Source organism: Klebsiella sp. OBRC7, assembly GCF_000293135.1.
GTDB lineage: Bacteria > Pseudomonadota > Gammaproteobacteria > Enterobacterales > Enterobacteriaceae > Klebsiella > Klebsiella michiganensis.
The window spans coordinates 44721-61723 of sequence record NZ_ALNJ01000072.1 but is presented as its reverse complement, the minus strand read 5'-3'; the positions used below and the strand labels follow the sequence as shown (position 1 = coordinate 61723).

Below are 17003 nucleotides of genomic sequence, written 5' to 3'. Positions count from 1 at the left end.
CAGGCTTTATCTGATTATGTACTCTACACAACGACAATCTACCCTCACGGACGAACCACACTAATCAGTCAGGCCTCCGACCTTCGGAGATACCATTATGTCTGGAAGAATTATCGCATTTTTTCGCGCTTCGCCGCCCAAAGCGGGCGGAGAGTTCGATGAGCGGCGCTTTCGCAGCGTGCGCTGGCAAACCTTTATTACCATGACCCTGGCGTACGTCACGTTCTACGTTTGCCGGCTGTCGTTCACCGTCGCCAAAAGCGCGCTGGTGGAGCTCGGCATTACCCCGACGGAGCTGGGCATGATCGGCTCAACGCTGTTTTTCAGCTACGCCATCGGCAAGCTGGTCAACGGCTTTATCGCCGATCATGCCAACGTGGTGCGCTATATGAGCCTCGGGCTGCTGCTAAGCGCCGGGATGAACCTGATGATGGGGATGACCAGCAACGCTATGCTGCTGGCTATCTTTTGGGGGATTAACGGCTGGGCGCAGTCGATGGGCGTCGGCCCGTGCGTGGTATCGCTGGCGCGCTGGTACGGCTGTAAAGAGCGAGGCACCTTTTACGCCATCTGGTCAACGGCGCATAACATCGGCGAAGCGATGACCTATATGGTGATCGCGGCGGTGATTGCCGGATTCGGCTGGCAGATGGGCTATCTGTCGACCGCCGCGCTCGGCGCCGCCGGGGTGGTGCTGATGCTGTTGTTTATGCGCGACTCGCCGCAAAGCTGCGGCTTCCCGTCAATCAACGTGATTCGCGACGAACCGCTGGAGGAGACGGAAGCCCGCGGCTCGGTGTTTAAAAACCAGCTGCTGGCGCTGCGCAATCCGGCCTTGTGGGCGCTGGCGCTGGCCTCGGCGTTTATGTATATCGACCGCTACGCGGTGAATTCATGGGGGATCTTCTTCCTGGAGCAGGATAAAGCCTACTCTACCCTCGAAGCGTCCGGGATTATCGGGGTCAACGCTATCGCGGGTATTGCCGGAACGATTATCGCCGGGATGCTCTCCGACCGCTTCTTCCCGCGCAACCGCAGCGTGATGGCCGGTTTTATCAGCCTGCTCAATACCGCCGGCTTCGCGCTGATGCTCTGGTCGCCGCACGGCTACTACACCGATATTCTGGCGATGATTATCTTCGGCGCCACCATCGGGGCGTTGACCTGCTTCCTTGGCGGACTGATCGCCGTCGATATTTCGTCCCGTAAAGCCGCGGGCGCCGCGCTCGGCACCATCGGTATCGCCAGCTACGCGGGGGCGGGACTCGGCGAGTTTCTGACCGGCATCATCATCGATAAAACATCGATAATCGAAAATGGCAAAACGCTGTATGACTTCAGTACGCTATCGCTGTTTTGGGTAGGCACCGGCCTGATGTCCGCGCTATTCTGTTTTACCACCGCCGCGATTGTCGCCAGGCGACACGCGATAGAGCGTCAGACCTCATTCTCGTCATAACCTTTTAACTTATAAGGAAGATTTTATGATGCCTGTACGACATCAGGTTTTGCTACGCCTGCTGCTCGCCTGCGCCCTGCCGTTGCTGGCCGCGCCGGGCCACGCCGCCGCGCAGTTTACGCTGGAAAAAGTGGTTGAACTCAGCCGCCACGGCATTCGTCCGCCGACGGAGGGCAACCGGGAGGCCATCGAAGCCGCGACCCAGCGTCCGTGGACGCAGTGGACCACCCACGACGGGGAGCTGACCGGCCACGGCTACGCCGCCGTCGTCAATAAGGGGCGCGATGAGGGCGCGCGCTTTCGCCAGCTCGGTCTGCTGACGGTGAGCTGCCCGGCGAGTGGAGAGATTTACGTGCGCGCCAGCCCCCTGCAGCGCACGCGGGCCACCGCCCAGGCGCTGGTGGACGGCGCCTTTCCCGGCTGCGGCGTGATGATTCATCACGTCAGCGGCGACGCCGACCCACTGTTTCAGACCGATAAATTTGCCGCCACGCAAACCGATCCCGCCCGCCAGCTGGCGGAAGTGAAGAAGACGGCCGGCGATCTGGCGCAGCGTCGGCAGGCGCTGGCTCCGGCAATTCAGCTGCTGAAAAACGCGGTCTGCGTATCCGATAAGCCCTGCCCGGTGTTTTATCTACCGTGGCAGGTGGAGCAGAGCAAAAGCGGCAAAACGTCGATTAGCGGGCTGAGCGTGATGGCCAATATGGTTGAGACGCTGCGTCTGGGCTGGAGCGAGAACCTGCCTCTCAGCCAGCTGGCGTGGGGCCATATTACCCGTTCCAGCCAGATAACCGCCCTGCTGCCGCTGCTGACGGAGAACTACGATCTGAGCAACGATGTGTTTTATACCGCGCAAAAACGCGGCTCGATTCTGCTCAACGCCATGCTTGAAGGGGTAAAAGAGGGCGCCGCGCCGAACGTGCGCTGGCTGCTGCTGGTGGCGCACGATACCAATATCGCCATGGTGCGGACATTAATGGACTTTAGCTGGCAGCTGCCGGGGTACAGCCGCGGCAATATCCCGCCGGGCAGCAGCCTGGTACTGGAACGCTGGCGCGACACCCATAGCGGAAAACGCTACCTGCGCGTCTACTTCCAGGCGCAAAGTCTGGACGATTTACGCCGCCTGCAAACGCCGGATAGCCAGCATCCGCTGCTGCGCCAGGAGTGGCATCAGGCGGGCTGCCGGACCACCGCCGTCGGGACGCTTTGCCCTTACCAGGCGGCGCTGACGGCGCTTGGCCGCAATATCGACCCGCAGTCCGCTCCGGCAGTAGAGATGGTGCTGCCATAAGTTGAAGGCGAAGCGAGGGAGGTCGCTTCGCCTTTTTCACTCAGGTTCAGGCCTTTTCTGGCTTGAACGCCCCGGCAGCGACCTGCTCCGGGGTCACCACGCCGCTGTCCAGCACCCAGCCGCTGACTAACGATGCGGGCGTGACGTCAAAGGCCGGGTTGTACACCGCGGCCTCTCTCGGCGCCCACTGTACCGCGCCAAAGCTGCCGGCGACGCCGGTGACTTCAGCGGCCGCCCGCTGCTCAATCGGGATCGCCGCGCCGTTCGGGCAATGGCGGTCCAGGGTAGTCTGCGGCGCGGCCACGTAAAAGGGAATGTGATGGTACTTCGCCAGCACCGCCAGCGAATAGGTGCCGATTTTATTCGCCACATCGCCGTTGGCGGCAATACGGTCAGCGCCCACCCAAACCGCGTCGACCTGGCCCTGTGCCATCAGGCTGGCGGCCATCGAATCGGTAATCAGCCGATACGGCACGCCCAGTTCACCCAACTCCCAGGCGGTCAAACGTCCGCCCTGTAACAGCGGGCGCGTTTCATCCACCCAGACGTGCGCCACGTTTCCCTGCTGATGCGCCAGCGCAATTACCCCCAGCGCGGTGCCGACGCCCGCCGTCGCCAGGCCGCCGGTATTGCAGTGGGTCAACAGGCGGCTGCCCGGTGTCACCAGCGCGCTGCCCGCCTCGGCGATGCTGGCGCAAAGCTGTTTATCCTCTTCGATCAGGCGCAGCGCTTCCGCTTCCAGCGCCTGCGGAAAGCGCTCCTCCGCCAGCGCCAGCTTCATGCGATCCAGATTATTCATCAGGTTTACCGCCGTCGGACGCGCGGCGCGCAGCGTTTCCAGCGCCTCAGATAGCGCCTCGCGGGTCAGGCCGCGCTGCGCCAGCAGCGCCAGCAGCAGGCTGGCCGACAGGCCAATCAGCGGCGCGCCGCGTACCCGCAGGGCGTGAATATGGTCCACCAGCAGCGCCACGTTATCCGCCGCCAGCCAGCGTTTTTCCTGCGGTAAAGCCTGCTGGTCAAGAATAAAGAGCTGATTTTCGCTTACCCGCAGGCTGGTGGTCTGTAGTGTCTGCATTTAGTTAAATCCCTGTTGCGTTGTTGTATCACATTGTGTCAGGATGGAATCCAGAAGTATAGACGTCTGAACGGCTTAATCAGAATTTTGAGGATCGAGGCAATGTCGCAATACCATACTTTCACGGCCAGCGATGCGGTGGCTTATGCCCAACAATTTGGCGGTATCGAAAACCCGTCAGAACTGGTGTCCGCGCAGGAAGTGGGCGATGGTAACCTCAACCTGGTGTTTAAAATTTTCGATACCGAGGGCGTGAGCCGGATTATCGTTAAGCAGGCGCTGCCCTACGTGCGCTGCGTGGGAGAATCCTGGCCGCTGACCCTTGACCGCGCGCGTCTTGAAGCACAAACCCTGGTGGCTCACTATCAGCACTGTCCGCAGCACACGGTGCGGATTGTGCATTTCGATCCCGAGCTGGCGGTGATGGTGATGGAAGATCTCTCCGATCACCGCATCTGGCGCGGGGAGCTGATCAATAACGTTTACTACCCCCAGGCCGCCAGCCAGCTGGGGGAATACCTGGCCCAGGCGCTGTTCCACACCAGCGACTTTTATCTGCATCCTCACGAGAAAAAGGCCCAGGTGGCGCAATTTATTAATCCCGAGATGTGCGAAATCACCGAGGATCTGTTCTTTAACGACCCGTATCAGGTTCACGAGCGCAACAGCTATCCAGCCGCGCTGGAAGCCGATGTCGCCGCCCTGCGCGACGATGCCCAGTTGAAGCTGGCGGTGGCCGCGCTCAAGCATCGCTTCTTCTCCCATGCCGAAGCCCTGCTGCACGGCGATATCCACAGCGGCTCGATTTTCGTCGCCGAAGGCAGCTTTAAGGCCATCGACGCCGAGTTCGGCTTTTTCGGCCCAATAGGCTTCGATATCGGCACCGCCATCGGCAACCTGCTGCTCAACTATTGCGGTCTGCCGGGGCATCTGGGCATTCGCGATGCCGCCGCCGCTCGCGAACAGCGCCTCAGCGATATCCAGCAGTTCTGGAACACCTTTGCCGAGCGTTTTCAGGCGCTGGCGGCGGAGAGATCCCGCGACGCCGCGCTGGCCTGGCCCGGCTATGCCTCCGCGTTCCTGCAGAAAGTGTGGGCCGACGCGGTGGGCTTCTGCGGCACCGAGCTGATTCGCCGCAGCGTCGGACTCTCGCACGTGGCGGATATTGATACTATCCAGGACGAAGCCATGCGCCATGAATGCCTGCGCCACGCCATCACGCTGGGTAAAGCGCTTATTCTCATTGCCGACCGTCTCAACAATGTCGAAGAGCTGATTGCGCGAATTCGCCAGTACGGTTGAATCTCCGTCCAGCCTTTCCCGGCTCGCGCTGCGCTTAGCCGGGCTACGGGTTCACCACCGTCTGTGGTCCTGTAGCCCGGGTAAGGCGTTTACGCCGCGACCCGGGAAGGCAATACCCACAATCCCTTACCCCAGATACTCAATAACCGACAGCCCGCCGTTATAATCGGTGCTGTAAATAATTCCCTGTGCGTCGACGAAGACGTCGCAGGACTGGATCACCCGCGGGCGACCGGGGCGGGTATCCATCATTTTCGCCGGCGCGGCGGGCACCAGCGCGCCGGTTTCCACCGGTCGATAAGGGTTAGATATATCGTAAGCCCGCACGCCCGCGTTCTGATAAGTGGCGAAAATCAGCGTTGAGCTGACAAAGCTGCCGGGACGATTCTCATGCAGGTTATGCGGGCCAAAGTGCGCCCCTTTCGCCACGTAGTCAGCTTCGTCCGGCTGCGGGAAAGTGGCGATACTCACCGGATTCGTCGGGTCGCGAATGTCGAACAGCCAGATCAGCTTCTCGCCATCCTGCTGGTTATCCAGCACCGCCTCATCAAGCACCACCAGCAGATCCCGATCCGGGAGCGGCAGCGCGGTGTGGGTGCCGCCGCCAAACGGCGGGCTCCAGTTACGGTGGCTAATCAGCTTCGGCTGAGTGCGGTCCTGCACATCGAGCAGGGTCAGGCCGCCGTCGCGCCAGCTGCCGTAGGCGGTGTCGCCGGCGATAATCGCATGATGAAGGGCATAGCGCTTGCCTTCCGGCCACTGCGCGGTCTCCCCTGCCGCCTGGTTCATCCCCGGCAGCCACCAGCGCCCGGCGACCTCCGGCTTGCGCGGGTCGGCCAGGTCGATAGTCAGGAAAATGTAGTCGCTAAAGCCGTCAATCAGCGCGGAAACGTAGGCCCAGCGTCCGCCGACGTACCAGATTCGGTGGATACCGATGCCGTTAAGCGACAGAAAGGCGATCTCTCGCGGTTTATCCGGAGTGGAAATATCAAAAATCCGCAGCCCGGCGCTCCAGCCCCTATCCCGTACGTCGCTGACCGTCTCGCCCACCGAACGGGTGTAGTAAACCTTTTCGTCGGCGAAGCGGGCATCGGCGAACAGATCCCGGGCGTTGATCACCAGCAGCAGATCGTCGTGCGCCTGTAAATGGACGTTCCAGGTACCGGGCGGCGCGGCGATGTAATTGACCGTTTGCGGATGTTTAGGGTCGCGCACGTCCACCACGGAAAAGCCCTGCGAGACCATATGGCCGATATAGGCAAAACCACGATGGACCATCAGCTGAACGCCGTCCGGGCGTCCTCCCTGATCGCTATGCCCGATCAGCCGCATATTGCGGCTGTATTCTGCTGTTGGCAAAACACTCATTTGTTTTTCGCTTCCAGGGTAGCGAACCACGGGGCGATAAAGTCTTCAGTCTGGCCCCAGCCCGGGATAATTTTACCCAGCGAGGCGACGTTAACCGCCCCCGGCTGCGCCGCCAGCAGCGCCTGCGGGATCGCCGCCGCCTTAAAGTCGTAGGTCGCAGGCGTCGGTTCCCCGGCAATCTTATTGGCGATCAGGCGCACGTTGGTGGCGCCGATAAGCTTCGGATCCACCGCTACGCTCACCTTCCACGGGCTGCCGGATTCGCGCATCAGCTGCAGATCCTGGTTGGAAATGTCGATGCTGTAGAGTTTGATCTCGGTGCGGCCGTTCTCTTTCAGCGCTTTATAGGCGCCCTGGCTGAACGCATCCCAGGTTCCCCAGATGGCATCAATTTTACCTTTCGGGTATTTCGCCAGGATCGCGCCGACCTTGTTGGCGGTATCGCCCTGTACGTCGGAAGAGACCGCGCCGATGGATTCCAGCTCTTTGATGCCGGGGTTTTGTTTAAGCAGCGTCTGGTAGGCCGCCTGGCGGCGCTCCATCGGCGGGAAACCCGCGACCCACAGTTTGACGATATTGGCTTTGCCGTTGAAATCTTTCACCAGCTGGCCAAAGGAAAGCTCGGTCAGCGAAGCGTCATCCTGCTGGGTGACGGTGACGCCCGGGATCTGGCCGTTTACCGCGGTATCGAAAACCGAGACTTTGATCCCGGCGTCCACCGCTTTTTTCACCAGCGCGGTGGCGTAGGGGTCGCGCCCCTGAGAAAGGATAATGCCGTCGTATTTCTGGCTAATCGCCTGGTTAACGAAGTCCTGGAATTTGGCGTCATCACCGTTGCTGAGGAAGGTACTGATTTTAAAGCCGAGCTTTTTCCCCTCCTGGATCGCTCCGGAGACAAACTGGGTGGTGTTATCGTCCGAGCCCAGGTTACGGATCACCGCGATGCGAATCGGCCCACTGTGTTCGGCAATCGCCGCCGGAAGCGGCGTCGGGGTTTCAGCGAAGGCCGCCGTGGCGTTGAACAACCCCAGTGCGATGAGTGAAAATGTTATCTTTTTCATAGTGTTTCCTTTTTGTTACCCTAAATAATCCGAATTGCAGGACGGCGGCAAGTAAACGAATCCCGATGAGCTTACATAAGTAAGTGATTCGGGTGAGTGAACGCAGCCAACACACCTGCAATTTGAAGAATGACGGGTAAAATTTTAGGTACGGCGCTGAAAATAAGTCAGTGCGAGCGCGCCAGCCAGCACCAGCCCTTTAATAATGTCCATCGCGTAATAGGGCACCGAGAGCATCACCAGGCCATTGGAGAGCACGCCTAAAATGACCGCCCCCACCAGCGTACCGAGCGCGTTCGGCTTACCGGAACCGGCCAGCGAGAAGCCAATCCACGCCGCCGCCACCGCATCCATCAGGTATCCACCGCCGGCGTTCACCTGCGATGAGCCGATGCGCGACGCCAGCAGAATGCCGCCGAGGCCCGCCAGCAGAGAGGCGATGACGTACGCCGCCACTTTGTAACGGGTGATGCGCAGGCCGGAGAGGCGCGCCGCTTCCGGGTTGCCGCCGATGGCGTACATCCGCCGTCCGTGGGTGGTAAAAGAGAGCGCCAGCTGAGCGATAACGGTCACCACCAGCATAATGATCACTATCGTTGGCACCTGCCCCAGCGAACCGAACGCCGCCGGAATCACCCCTTCCGCCATATCGCCGCTCGGCAGCACCATGTTTTCGGTGATCGACCCGCCGTAGCTGTAGGTCATCGCCACGCCCTGAATCACGAACAGGCTGGCAAGCGTCGCCAGCATATCGGGAATACGCAGGATCACGATAAGAAATGCGTTAAACAGCCCCACTAAGGTACAGAGCGCGAGGGTGATAAGGATCGCCTCGGTGGTGCCGAAGCCGTGCCAGACAAACAGCGAAATCACCAGCGCATTGGCCAGCGAGGCGGTGGAGCCCACGGACAAATCGAAGCCGCCGATGGTCAGCGATATCGATACGCCGATGGCGATCACCGTCACGATGGCGATGGAACGCAGGATGTTGATGATGTTAAACGGGTCGAGGAAGTTGTCCGACGCCAGGCCAAAAACGGCAATCAGCAGGACGACGGTCAGCAACATGCCCCATTTGTAGAGAAAATCGAAAAATCGCTGACGGCCCGATACCGTCACGTTAACTGCCAGGGCCTTACTCACGCTGCTCCTCCTCCGGTGGAGTAATAAAGAATGTTCTCTTCCCGGGCCTCTGCGCCCGGAATTTCCGCCACGATGCGTCCGTCCCACAGCACGCAGATGCGATCGCACAGGCCGACCAGTTCGGCGAACTCGCCCGAGGCGTAAATCACCCCTTTACCTTCCCGCGCCAGGCCGTCGATCGCGTTGAAGAGGTCCGTTTTGGCTTTGACGTCGACCCCTTTGGTCGGCTCATCGAAAATCAGGACGTTGGCGTTGCCGCGCAGCCATTTGCCTATCGCCACTTTTTGCTGATTGCCGCCGGAGAGCCGGCGCAGGGTTTGCGCCGGACCCGATGTCCGAATGCCCACCCGGGCGATCACCTCTTCCGCCCAGCGCCAGGCCTGACGATGGCCAAACAGGCTCCAGCGGGAGAAGCTGCTATCGGCGCTGACCGCCAGGTTCATCGCCACCGGTTCTTCGATAAAAATGCCCTCTTTGCGCCGCTCTTCCGGCACCAGCGCCAGACCGCGCGCCACCGAGTCCGCCGGGTCGCGCGGTCGCCACGGCTGGCTGTTCAGTTCGCCGCGGGTCAAACGGCTTTTGCTGGCGCCAAACAGCGCCTTGCACAGCTCGGTTTTCCCGGCACCCGCCAGCCCGGCGATCCCCAGAATCTCCCCCTTGCGCAGACGCAACGAGATATCCTGCAGCAGCCCTTCGTCGTGCAGCCCTTCAACCTGTAGCAGCACCTCATCGCTATGCGGCGGCCGCTTCGGCGGAAAGATATCGCTCAGCTCATGCCCGAGCATCTTCTCGACGATCTGCTCGCCGCTCAGGTCGGCCATCGGCCCGCTCTCAATCAGCCGGCCGTCGCGCAGCACCGTCAGGGTGTCGCAGACCGCTTTTAATTCATGAATGCGGTGCGAGATAAACACGATACCAATGCCCTGGCGCTGCAGACGGCGAACCACCGCAAACAGGCGCTCGCTTTCGTTTTGGTCCAGCGGCGCGGTCGGTTCATCGAGGATAAGAAAGCGGCAGTGATGCGACAGCGCGCGGGCCAGCAGAATTTGCTGTTTTTCCGCCAGCGTACAGCTGTCGATGGAGCGGCGTACGTCGAGGCTGACGTCAAGCTGGGCCAGCGCCTCGCGCGCCAGCTGGCGCAGCCGCCCCCAGCGGAAGGCGATCCCCGGCTCCGCCAGCCTGTCGAGCATGATGTTTTCCGCGATGCTCAGGCCCGGGACCAGCGCGACGTCAACCTCCTGCTGCACCAGATGGATCCCCAGCTGTTTGGCATCGCGCGGCGAGCGAATGCTTACCGGCTGGTTGTTAATCACCACCTCGCCTTCGTAATGGGCGTGCGTGCCGCACAGCACCGCCATGAGCGTGGACTTACCCGCGCCGTTGGCGCCGGTCAGCGCATGCACCGATCCCCCCGTCAGGGTGAAAGCCACGTTGCTGAGCGCCCGAAAGCCGGAAAAGGCCAGGCTAATATTTTGCATCTCAAGGCGATTGCCGGTCATCCCCTGCACCCTGTCGATTAATGTTCTGATTTAACGAATTTTTCATAGCTCTCCTTGACTGACAAATGCATAAAAGGCATAAGATAAAGCGAAATAATATTAGCCATCCGGATGTCCAGACATAACATCGGGTTAGCGAAACAGCACAAGGACAGCATTGATGAGTCACAGCGATATCCGCGTGGTCCCCGGCCCCGCCAACTACTATTCCCATCCCGGCAGCCTTGCCCGGCTGCAGGATTTTTACAGCGAAGAACAGCTTTCACGCGCGGTGTGGGTTTACGGCGAGCGGGCTATCGCGGGCGCGCAGGCTTTCCTGCCGGCAGCGTTTAACGCGCCTGGCGCCAAAAAAATATTATTTAAAGGCCACTGCAGCGAAAGCGACGTCAGCGAGCTGGCCCGCGCATCCGGCGACAATCGGTCGGTGGTGATTGGCATGGGCGGCGGCGCGCTGCTCGATACCGCGAAGGCGCTGGCCCGCCGCCTCGGCCTGCCGGTGGTAGCCATCCCCACCATCGCCGCCACCTGCGCGGCGTGGACGCCGCTGTCGGTGTGGTATAACGATGCCGGTCAGGCGCTGCAGTTTGAGATTTTCGACGACGCCAACTTCCTGGTGCTGGTGGAGCCGCGCATTATTCTTAACGCGCCGGCGGAATATCTGCTGGCGGGCATCGGCGATACGCTGGCGAAATGGTATGAAGCGGTGGTGCTGGCCCCGCAGCCGGAGACGCTGCCGCTCACCGTGCGCCTTGGCATCAACGGCGCGCTGGCGATCCGCGATGTGCTGCTGGAAAGCAGCGAAACCGCGCTGGCCGACCAGCAGCGCGGCGAGCTGACCCAGGCTTTCCGCGACGTCGTGGATGCGGTTATCGCCGGCGGCGGTATGGTCGGCGGGCTGGGCGAGCGCTATACCCGCGTCGCCGCCGCCCACGCGGTGCACAACGGGCTGACGGTACTGCCGCAGACCGAGAAGTATCTCCACGGGACCAAAGTCGCCTACGGCATTCTGGTCCAGAGCGCCCTGCTCGGCCAGGACGACGTGCTGGCGCAGCTGGTGCAGGCGTACCGGCGCTTTAATCTGCCGACTACGCTGGCGGCGCTGGAGGTGGACATCAACAACCGCGAACAGCTGGATCGGGTGATTGCCCATACCCTGCGCCCGGTGGAGTCCATCCATTTTCTGCCGGTTGAACTGACCGCCGAAACCCTGCGCGCGGCGTTTGAGAAGGTCGAACGTTTCGCCGGTTAATCCCCCCGTTTTATTCGCCTCTGCCGCCCGGCGGAGGCGCTTTCGAGCCGCCTCGCAAAGCTGATGTTTCTGTCTTTATTCCGCATAAAAGCTGCATTATCGTCTGCTATAAGATAATTTAAATTTACTTATAATCTTATTATTTACTTATGGTGAGCTTTGACTTAAAGTGGAGGTCAGGATGATCGTTTTTTGGTCAAAAAGCGCAGAAAAACAGCTCGCCGCAATAGATTCCCGCTATCAGGAGAGAATCAAAGAAAAGCTACGCACCATGGATGATAAAAATGCGCCGGCTCCGGACATTAAAAAACTCAAGCAGTCGGGATCCGAAGATCATTATCAATTGCGTGTCGGTGATTATCGAATCATCTTCACACAGTTTGAGGGGGTACCTGAAAGCTGCTATGTCGTAGCAATAAAACGCAGAACCTCAACAACCTATCTTCACGAGGAGGCAACGCTTTATGGCAGTGCAACTCATTAAGGATGACGAGGGCAATCCACAGTATGTGGTGATCCCCTATAACGAATACTTCCAGATGCGCCTGAAAATGGCGGAATACGATGATGAAAAAGAGGAGGAGTGGGAAGACGTTCCCTACGAATCTGATGAATACGACGATATTCCATTGCCTGACAGCGTTTGCGACATCATGCATCGTGAGAAAGTCAGCCTGCAGGCGGCCTGGCGCATTTTACGCGGCCTGTCGCAGCAGGAGGTGGCCAATAAGCTCGGGATTAGCCAGTCGGCGGTATCCCAGCTAGAAGCTATCGACTCCCGCCCGCAAAAGCGCACCCGCGAAAAGCTGGCGGCAATATACGGCTGCACCCAGGAGCAGATCAGCCTGTATCTGCCAAAAGAGGGTTAACAGCACTTCGCGCCGCCTTTACCGCCGTAGCGCGCGTCCTGACGCTCGCGAAAAAACTCTTCATAGGTCATCGGCGTTTGTTCCGGGTGGGTCGCGCGGATGTGCTCCACGTAGTTGTCGTAATCCGGGACGCCGATCATCATTTTCGCCGCCTGGCCTAAATATTTTCCGGCTTTCGAAAGGGTATCAAACATTTTCAACTCCCATCATCGCCCCCCTTCTCGCAAAGGAGGGCGATAACGTCATGGCTTAGTGGGCGCGTTTCGCCTGGGTCACCAGGCTATCAGCATCAGCAGGCATCGCCTGGTAAGGGGTCTCTTTCGCCGTCGGTTTGTCCTCTTTCAGCGCCGCCAGCGCGGTCTTAATCGAGAACAGCGCCAGCACGACCACCACCACCATAAAGAAGATGGTCAGCCCGGCATCCAGACGGTTGTTAAACACCAGCTGCGCCAGCTGCGACTCGGTGTACTGCGGCGGAATATTGCCGCTGTCAATCATCGCCTGGAACTTGTTGGCAATCGCCAGGAAGCCCACTTTGGTATCGGTGCTGAACGACTTCTGCCAGCCCGCGGTCAGGGTACAGATCAGCAGCCAGGAGGTCGGCAGCAGCGCGACCCAGGCATAGCGCTGGCGCTTCATCTTAAACAGTACCACCGCGCAGAGCATCAGCGCCATCCCCGCCAGCATCTGGTTGGCAATACCAAACAGCGGCCACAGCGTGTTGATGCCGCCAAGCGGGTCAACCACGCCCTGATGCAGGAAGTAGCCCCACGCCAGCACGCACAGCGCCGTGGCGAGAAGGTTCGCCGGCAGCGAGCTGGTTTGCTTCAGACCCGGGCTAATCACCCCGAGCAGATCCTGCAGCATAAAGCGCGCCGCGCGCGTGCCGGCATCCACCGCGGTCAGGATAAACAGCGCCTCGAACAGAATCGCGAAGTGATACCAGAAGGAGACGTCCATCAGGCCGCCCAGCGAACCGTGCAGAATATAAGCCATGCCCACCGCCAGCGTCGGCGCGCCGCCCGCGCGGGAGATAATCGACTGCTCTCCCACTTCGTGAGCGATCTGGTTAAGGGTATCCGGCGTCACGGTAAAGCCCCAGCTGCTCACCACCTGCGCCGCCGACGCCACCACATCGGTCACGCCCGCCGGGGCCAGCACAGCCATCGGGCTGTTCATCGCGAAATAGACGCCCGGGTCGATAATACAGGCCGCCACCAGCGCCATAATCGCCACGAAGGACTCCATCAGCATGCCGCCGTAGCCGATAAAGCAGGCCTGGCCTTCATTAGCCAGCATTTTCGGCGTCGTGCCGGAGGCAATCAGGGCATGGAAGCCGGAAACCGCGCCGCAGGCGATGGTGATAAACAGGAACGGGAACAGGCTGCCGCTCCATACCGGGCCGGTGCCATCAATAAATTTGGTCAGCGCCGGCATCGTCAGCGTCGGGCGCATAATCAGAATACCAATCGCCAGACCGACAATGGTGCCGATTTTCAGGAAGGTGGAGAGGTAGTCGCGCGGCGCCAGCAGCAGCCAGACCGGCAGCACCGCGGCGATAAACCCGTAACCCACCAGAATCCAGGTGAGCTGTACGCCGGTGTAGTCAAACCACGGCGCCCAGGTCGGGCTTTCCGCCACCCAGCCGCCGGAAATGATGGCGAACACCAGCATCACCAGGCCAATCACCGACACCTCGCCAATACGCCCGGGGCGCAGATAGCGAATATAGATCCCCATGAAAATCGCCAGCGGGATGGTAAAGGCTACGGTGTAAGTCCCCCACGGGCTGTGGGTCAGCGCTTTCACCACGATCATCGCCAGTACCGCGAGGATAATCACCATGATCATAAAGCAGGCCACCAGCGCCAGCACGCCGGCGGTCGGGCCCATCTCCTCTTTCACCAGCTCGCCGAGCGAACGTCCGTCGCGACGGGTGGAGACAAACAGCACCATAAAGTCCTGTACCGCTCCGGCCAGCACCACGCCCGCGAGGATCCAGATCATTCCCGGCAGATAGCCCATCTGCGCCGCCAGCACAGGACCAACCAGCGGCCCCGCGCCGGCAATGGCCGCAAAATGGTGACCGAACAGCACTTTCTTGTCGGTTGGAACGTAGTCGAGGCCGTCATTGTGACGCACCGCCGGAGTCATGCGCGTCGGGTCAACCGCCAGCACGTTTTTAGCGATATAGAGGCCGTAAAAGCGATAGGCGATCAGATAGACGCAGACTGCCGCGACGACAATCCACAGCGCGTTGATCTGTTCACCCCGGTTTAGCGCGATATAGCCCAGGGCAAAGGCTCCGATAACGGAGAGCAGTGTCCAGATGAGGTATTTCCCTGAATTATTCATCATTGTGTTCCACAGGTAGGGTAATCAGGATGTTACAAGTTGTTTCTAGAACATAATGTGAATTTTAACAACTTTGAAACGTTGCGGATGTCGCCTGACGGCAAGGATTTATCTCACATTGCAAGCGAGATCACTTCTGGCAGGAAAATGGATGAAAACGGGGAGGGATAATCTGTCACTGCATCGCATCCTGCTTCCCCGGAGGCGGCGCTTGACGCGCCTGTCCGGGCTACCGGCCCGCAGACGATGATGAACCCGTAGTCCAGGTAAGCGCAGCGCGACCCGGGAACAGGCTATGCCTCATCCGAGGACCGCCGTGCCCAGACGGCAGGTGCAGCAGCGTCGTCCCCGCTCGTCGAACACCGCAATTTCCCAGCTCTGGCCCTGACGCCCCAGGTGCAGCGCCCGGCATTCGCCGCGGACTTTGCCGCTGGAGACCGCCCGGTGGTGGGTGGCGTTGAGCTCGGTGCCCACTACGCACTGCCCCTCTTCGGTCATCAGCCATCCGGCCATTGAACCGAGGGTTTCCGCCAGCGCCGCGGAGGCGCCGCCGTGCAGCAGCCCGAACGGCTGGTGGGTTCGCGCGTCGACCGGCATTTCCGCTTCCAGCACGCCCTCCTCAAGCCGGGTATAAACGATGCCCAGATGCGCCACCATCGTATTGACGCTGGTCGCGTTGAGTTCATCCAGCGTCAGCTGACGTTTCCAGGCCATTTATGCCCCCAGCGTCGAGCCGCCGTCCACCACGATATCCTGCAGCGTGATATGGCTGGCGTGGTCGGAGGCGAGGAACAGAATGGTATTGGCAATCTCCTGCGGGCGGGCGATTTTGCCCAGCGGAATGCCCAGCTTAAACTGCTCGCCGAAGCCGCGAATGCGCTGCTGCTCAGCGTCATCGCTCACCCACAGCGTCCGCTGCATATCGGTGTCGGTCGAGCCAGGAGAAACCAGATTACAGCGTACCCCGCTGCCCGCCAGCTCAAGGCCAACGGTCAGCGCCAGGCTCTTCAGCGCCGCCTTTGATGCGCCGTAGGCGCTCATGCCAATGCGCGGGGTATGCGCAGCGTCGGACGCCACGGTCACAATCGCCCCGCCTTTTTGGCGGCGGAACTGCGCCATCGTCTGCTGGAACAGGTTAAACGCCCCGCCAACGTTAACGGCAAAGGTCTGCTGCCAGTCTTCCTGGCTCAGCGCATCGGTCGCCCCCATCCGCAAAATACCGGCGGCATTGACCAACACATCCAGCCGCGCGATCCCTGCCAGCAGGCGGCCGCACGTCTGCGCCACCTGCTGCGCGTCGGCAACGTCCAGCGTCTCGGTGGCGAACGGATAGCTTTCGCCGTCGAACGCCAGATCAAAGCCGGTTACCTGCGCGCCGGCCTCAACGAACGCCAGGGCGGTAGCGTAGCCGATCCCCTTGCCCGCGCCGGTGATCCACACGGTCCGGCCGTGAAAATTGAGTCCGTTCATTATTTCACCTCGCGGGACAGCAGGGCCCACCAGGCATCAATGGTCGGGTTTTTCGCCAGCACCACGAAGTCGATATCGCCGTGCGCTTTACGCCAGCGCGCGGCAAGCGCCATCATACGCACCGAGTCGAGGCCGTAGTCGATCAGGTTTTCATCGTCCATCGGCTCGTCGGTTTCATCCAGCAGCGGCAGCACCAGCGCGCGCAGCGCCGCTTTTGACGCCGGCAGCGGCAGCAGCTCTTCGGTCATCACCACGCGACCGGAGCGGCCCGCCACGTAGTTGAGCGCCATCAGATGCTCTTCACGGCTGAAATCGGCCAGCGCATCGGCAACGAAAAACGGCTTAATATCGCGCATAAACGCGTCAGTCGCAGTGGTCATACAGCCGATATGGGCGTAAACGCCGGTGATGATCAGCTGATCGCGCCCCGCCTCTTTCAGCTTCTCCTCCAGCGGCGAGAGATGAAACGCGCTGTAGCGCCACTTCACCAGCACGGTGTCGCTGTCGTCCGGCGCAAGCGCGGCAATCACCTGCTGCTGTTCCGGCGAACGGGTCAGGCCCGGTCCCCACATATCGTTCAGCAGCGCGCGGTCTTCGTCGCTCTGCTCTTTCGGCTGAGCGGTGTAAAAGACCGGAATATGGTTCTGTTTGCAGAACTCGCGCAGGGCGGCGATGTTGGCCACCACTCTCTCCATCATCGCGCTGTTTTCGCCCCAGAAGTTGAGGAAATACTCCTGCATATCGTGGATCAACAGCGCGGCACGGGACGGCTCAAATGCCCAGTTCACTTTGTTCGCCGGGATATCGCTGGCTTCCGGCAGCGCGTAAGCCTGTAATTTGGGGATTGCCATTCTGTCTT

At 60.5% G+C, this 17003-nt stretch carries 16 protein-coding genes; 6 read left to right on the top strand and 10 right to left on the bottom strand.

The genetic code is table 11. The features are described from left to right. Nucleotides 1–97 precede the first annotated feature (97 nt). The gene (locus HMPREF1144_RS14500; RefSeq protein WP_004848711.1) at nt 98–1459 is read left to right on the top strand and encodes an MFS transporter; all 1362 of its coding nucleotides are present in this window, start codon (nt 98–100) and stop codon (nt 1457–1459) included. A 25-nt stretch (nt 1460–1484) separates the two neighbouring features. Beyond that, complete coding sequence (locus HMPREF1144_RS14495) at nt 1485–2753, top strand: histidine-type phosphatase (RefSeq protein WP_009653201.1); 1269 nt, start codon at nt 1485–1487, stop codon at nt 2751–2753. A 46-nt stretch (nt 2754–2799) separates the two neighbouring features. Here the strand turns inward: HMPREF1144_RS14495 and mtnA are convergent, their stop codons facing one another. After that, nucleotides 2800–3828, bottom strand: a complete 1029-nt coding sequence (mtnA, locus tag HMPREF1144_RS14490) for an S-methyl-5-thioribose-1-phosphate isomerase (protein ID WP_004848706.1) — start codon at nt 3826–3828, stop codon at nt 2800–2802. Nucleotides 3829–3930: 102 nt separating this feature from the next. On the opposite strand from mtnA, the gene mtnK reads away from it, so the two are divergent. Beyond that, nucleotides 3931–5130, top strand: a complete 1200-nt coding sequence (mtnK, locus tag HMPREF1144_RS14485; RefSeq protein WP_004848705.1) for an S-methyl-5-thioribose kinase — start codon at nt 3931–3933, stop codon at nt 5128–5130. A gap of 126 nt (nt 5131–5256) precedes the next feature. On the opposite strand, the gene HMPREF1144_RS14480 is transcribed toward mtnK, so the two are convergent. From HMPREF1144_RS14480 to HMPREF1144_RS14465, 4 genes are all read right to left on the bottom strand, one after another. Further along, nucleotides 5257–6498 carry an LVIVD repeat-containing protein gene (locus HMPREF1144_RS14480; protein ID WP_009653174.1) on the bottom strand — a complete coding sequence of 414 codons (1242 nt, stop codon included), beginning with the start codon at nt 6496–6498 and terminating at the stop codon, nt 5257–5259. After that, nucleotides 6495–7559: a sugar ABC transporter substrate-binding protein gene (locus HMPREF1144_RS14475; protein WP_009653178.1), complete on the bottom strand. Its 1065-nt coding sequence runs from the start codon at nt 7557–7559 to the stop codon at nt 6495–6497. Before HMPREF1144_RS14475 ends, HMPREF1144_RS14480 begins: the two co-directional genes overlap by 4 nt. A 144-nt stretch (nt 7560–7703) precedes the next feature. After that, the gene (locus HMPREF1144_RS14470) at nt 7704–8702 is read right to left on the bottom strand and encodes an ABC transporter permease (protein ID WP_009653187.1); all 999 of its coding nucleotides are present in this window, start codon (nt 8700–8702) and stop codon (nt 7704–7706) included. Next, entirely contained in the window at nt 8699–10201 is a 1503-nt protein-coding gene (locus HMPREF1144_RS14465; protein WP_042927792.1) for a sugar ABC transporter ATP-binding protein, read from the bottom strand. Before HMPREF1144_RS14465 ends, HMPREF1144_RS14470 begins: the two co-directional genes overlap by 4 nt. Nucleotides 10202–10361: 160 nt before the next feature. Here HMPREF1144_RS14465 and HMPREF1144_RS14460 point away from each other — a divergent pair, with 160 nt between their 5' ends. The 3 genes from HMPREF1144_RS14460 (at nt 10362) to HMPREF1144_RS14450 (ending at nt 12319) form a co-directional block, all read left to right on the top strand. After that, nucleotides 10362–11450, top strand: coding sequence for an oxidoreductase (locus HMPREF1144_RS14460; RefSeq protein ID WP_004848694.1), 1089 nt, complete (start codon nt 10362–10364; stop codon nt 11448–11450). Between the two features lie 181 nt (nt 11451–11631). Further along, nucleotides 11632–11934, top strand: a complete 303-nt coding sequence (locus HMPREF1144_RS14455) for a type II toxin-antitoxin system RelE family toxin (protein WP_009653182.1) — start codon at nt 11632–11634, stop codon at nt 11932–11934. Continuing rightward, nucleotides 11915–12319: a helix-turn-helix domain-containing protein gene (locus HMPREF1144_RS14450; protein WP_004848690.1), complete on the top strand. Its 405-nt coding sequence runs from the start codon at nt 11915–11917 to the stop codon at nt 12317–12319. The genes HMPREF1144_RS14455 and HMPREF1144_RS14450 overlap by 20 nt, the downstream gene beginning before the upstream one ends. Here HMPREF1144_RS14450 and HMPREF1144_RS14445 read toward each other — a convergent pair. The 5 genes from HMPREF1144_RS14445 to HMPREF1144_RS14425 all read right to left on the bottom strand — a co-directional run bounded on the left by HMPREF1144_RS14445 (nt 12316) and on the right by HMPREF1144_RS14425 (nt 16995). Next, complete coding sequence (locus HMPREF1144_RS14445) at nt 12316–12513, bottom strand: YbdD/YjiX family protein (RefSeq protein ID WP_004130340.1); 198 nt, start codon at nt 12511–12513, stop codon at nt 12316–12318. The two genes, HMPREF1144_RS14450 and HMPREF1144_RS14445, sit on opposite strands and share 4 nt — an antisense overlap. 55 nt (nt 12514–12568) lie before the next feature. Then, the gene (gene cstA, locus HMPREF1144_RS14440; protein ID WP_004135432.1) at nt 12569–14674 is read right to left on the bottom strand and encodes a pyruvate/proton symporter CstA; all 2106 of its coding nucleotides are present in this window, start codon (nt 14672–14674) and stop codon (nt 12569–12571) included. 300 nt (nt 14675–14974) lie between these two features. Further along, entirely contained in the window at nt 14975–15388 is a 414-nt protein-coding gene (entH, locus tag HMPREF1144_RS14435; protein ID WP_004848685.1) for a proofreading thioesterase EntH, read from the bottom strand. Continuing rightward, on the bottom strand, nt 15389–16144 hold the full coding sequence (entA, locus tag HMPREF1144_RS14430; protein ID WP_009653185.1) for a 2,3-dihydro-2,3-dihydroxybenzoate dehydrogenase EntA: 756 nt from the start codon (nt 16142–16144) through the stop codon (nt 15389–15391). It abuts the gene before it with no gap. Then, nucleotides 16144–16995, bottom strand: a complete 852-nt coding sequence (locus HMPREF1144_RS14425) for an isochorismatase (protein ID WP_009653181.1) — start codon at nt 16993–16995, stop codon at nt 16144–16146. Before HMPREF1144_RS14425 ends, entA begins: the two co-directional genes overlap by 1 nt. Between the last annotated feature and the right edge of the window lie 8 nt (nt 16996–17003).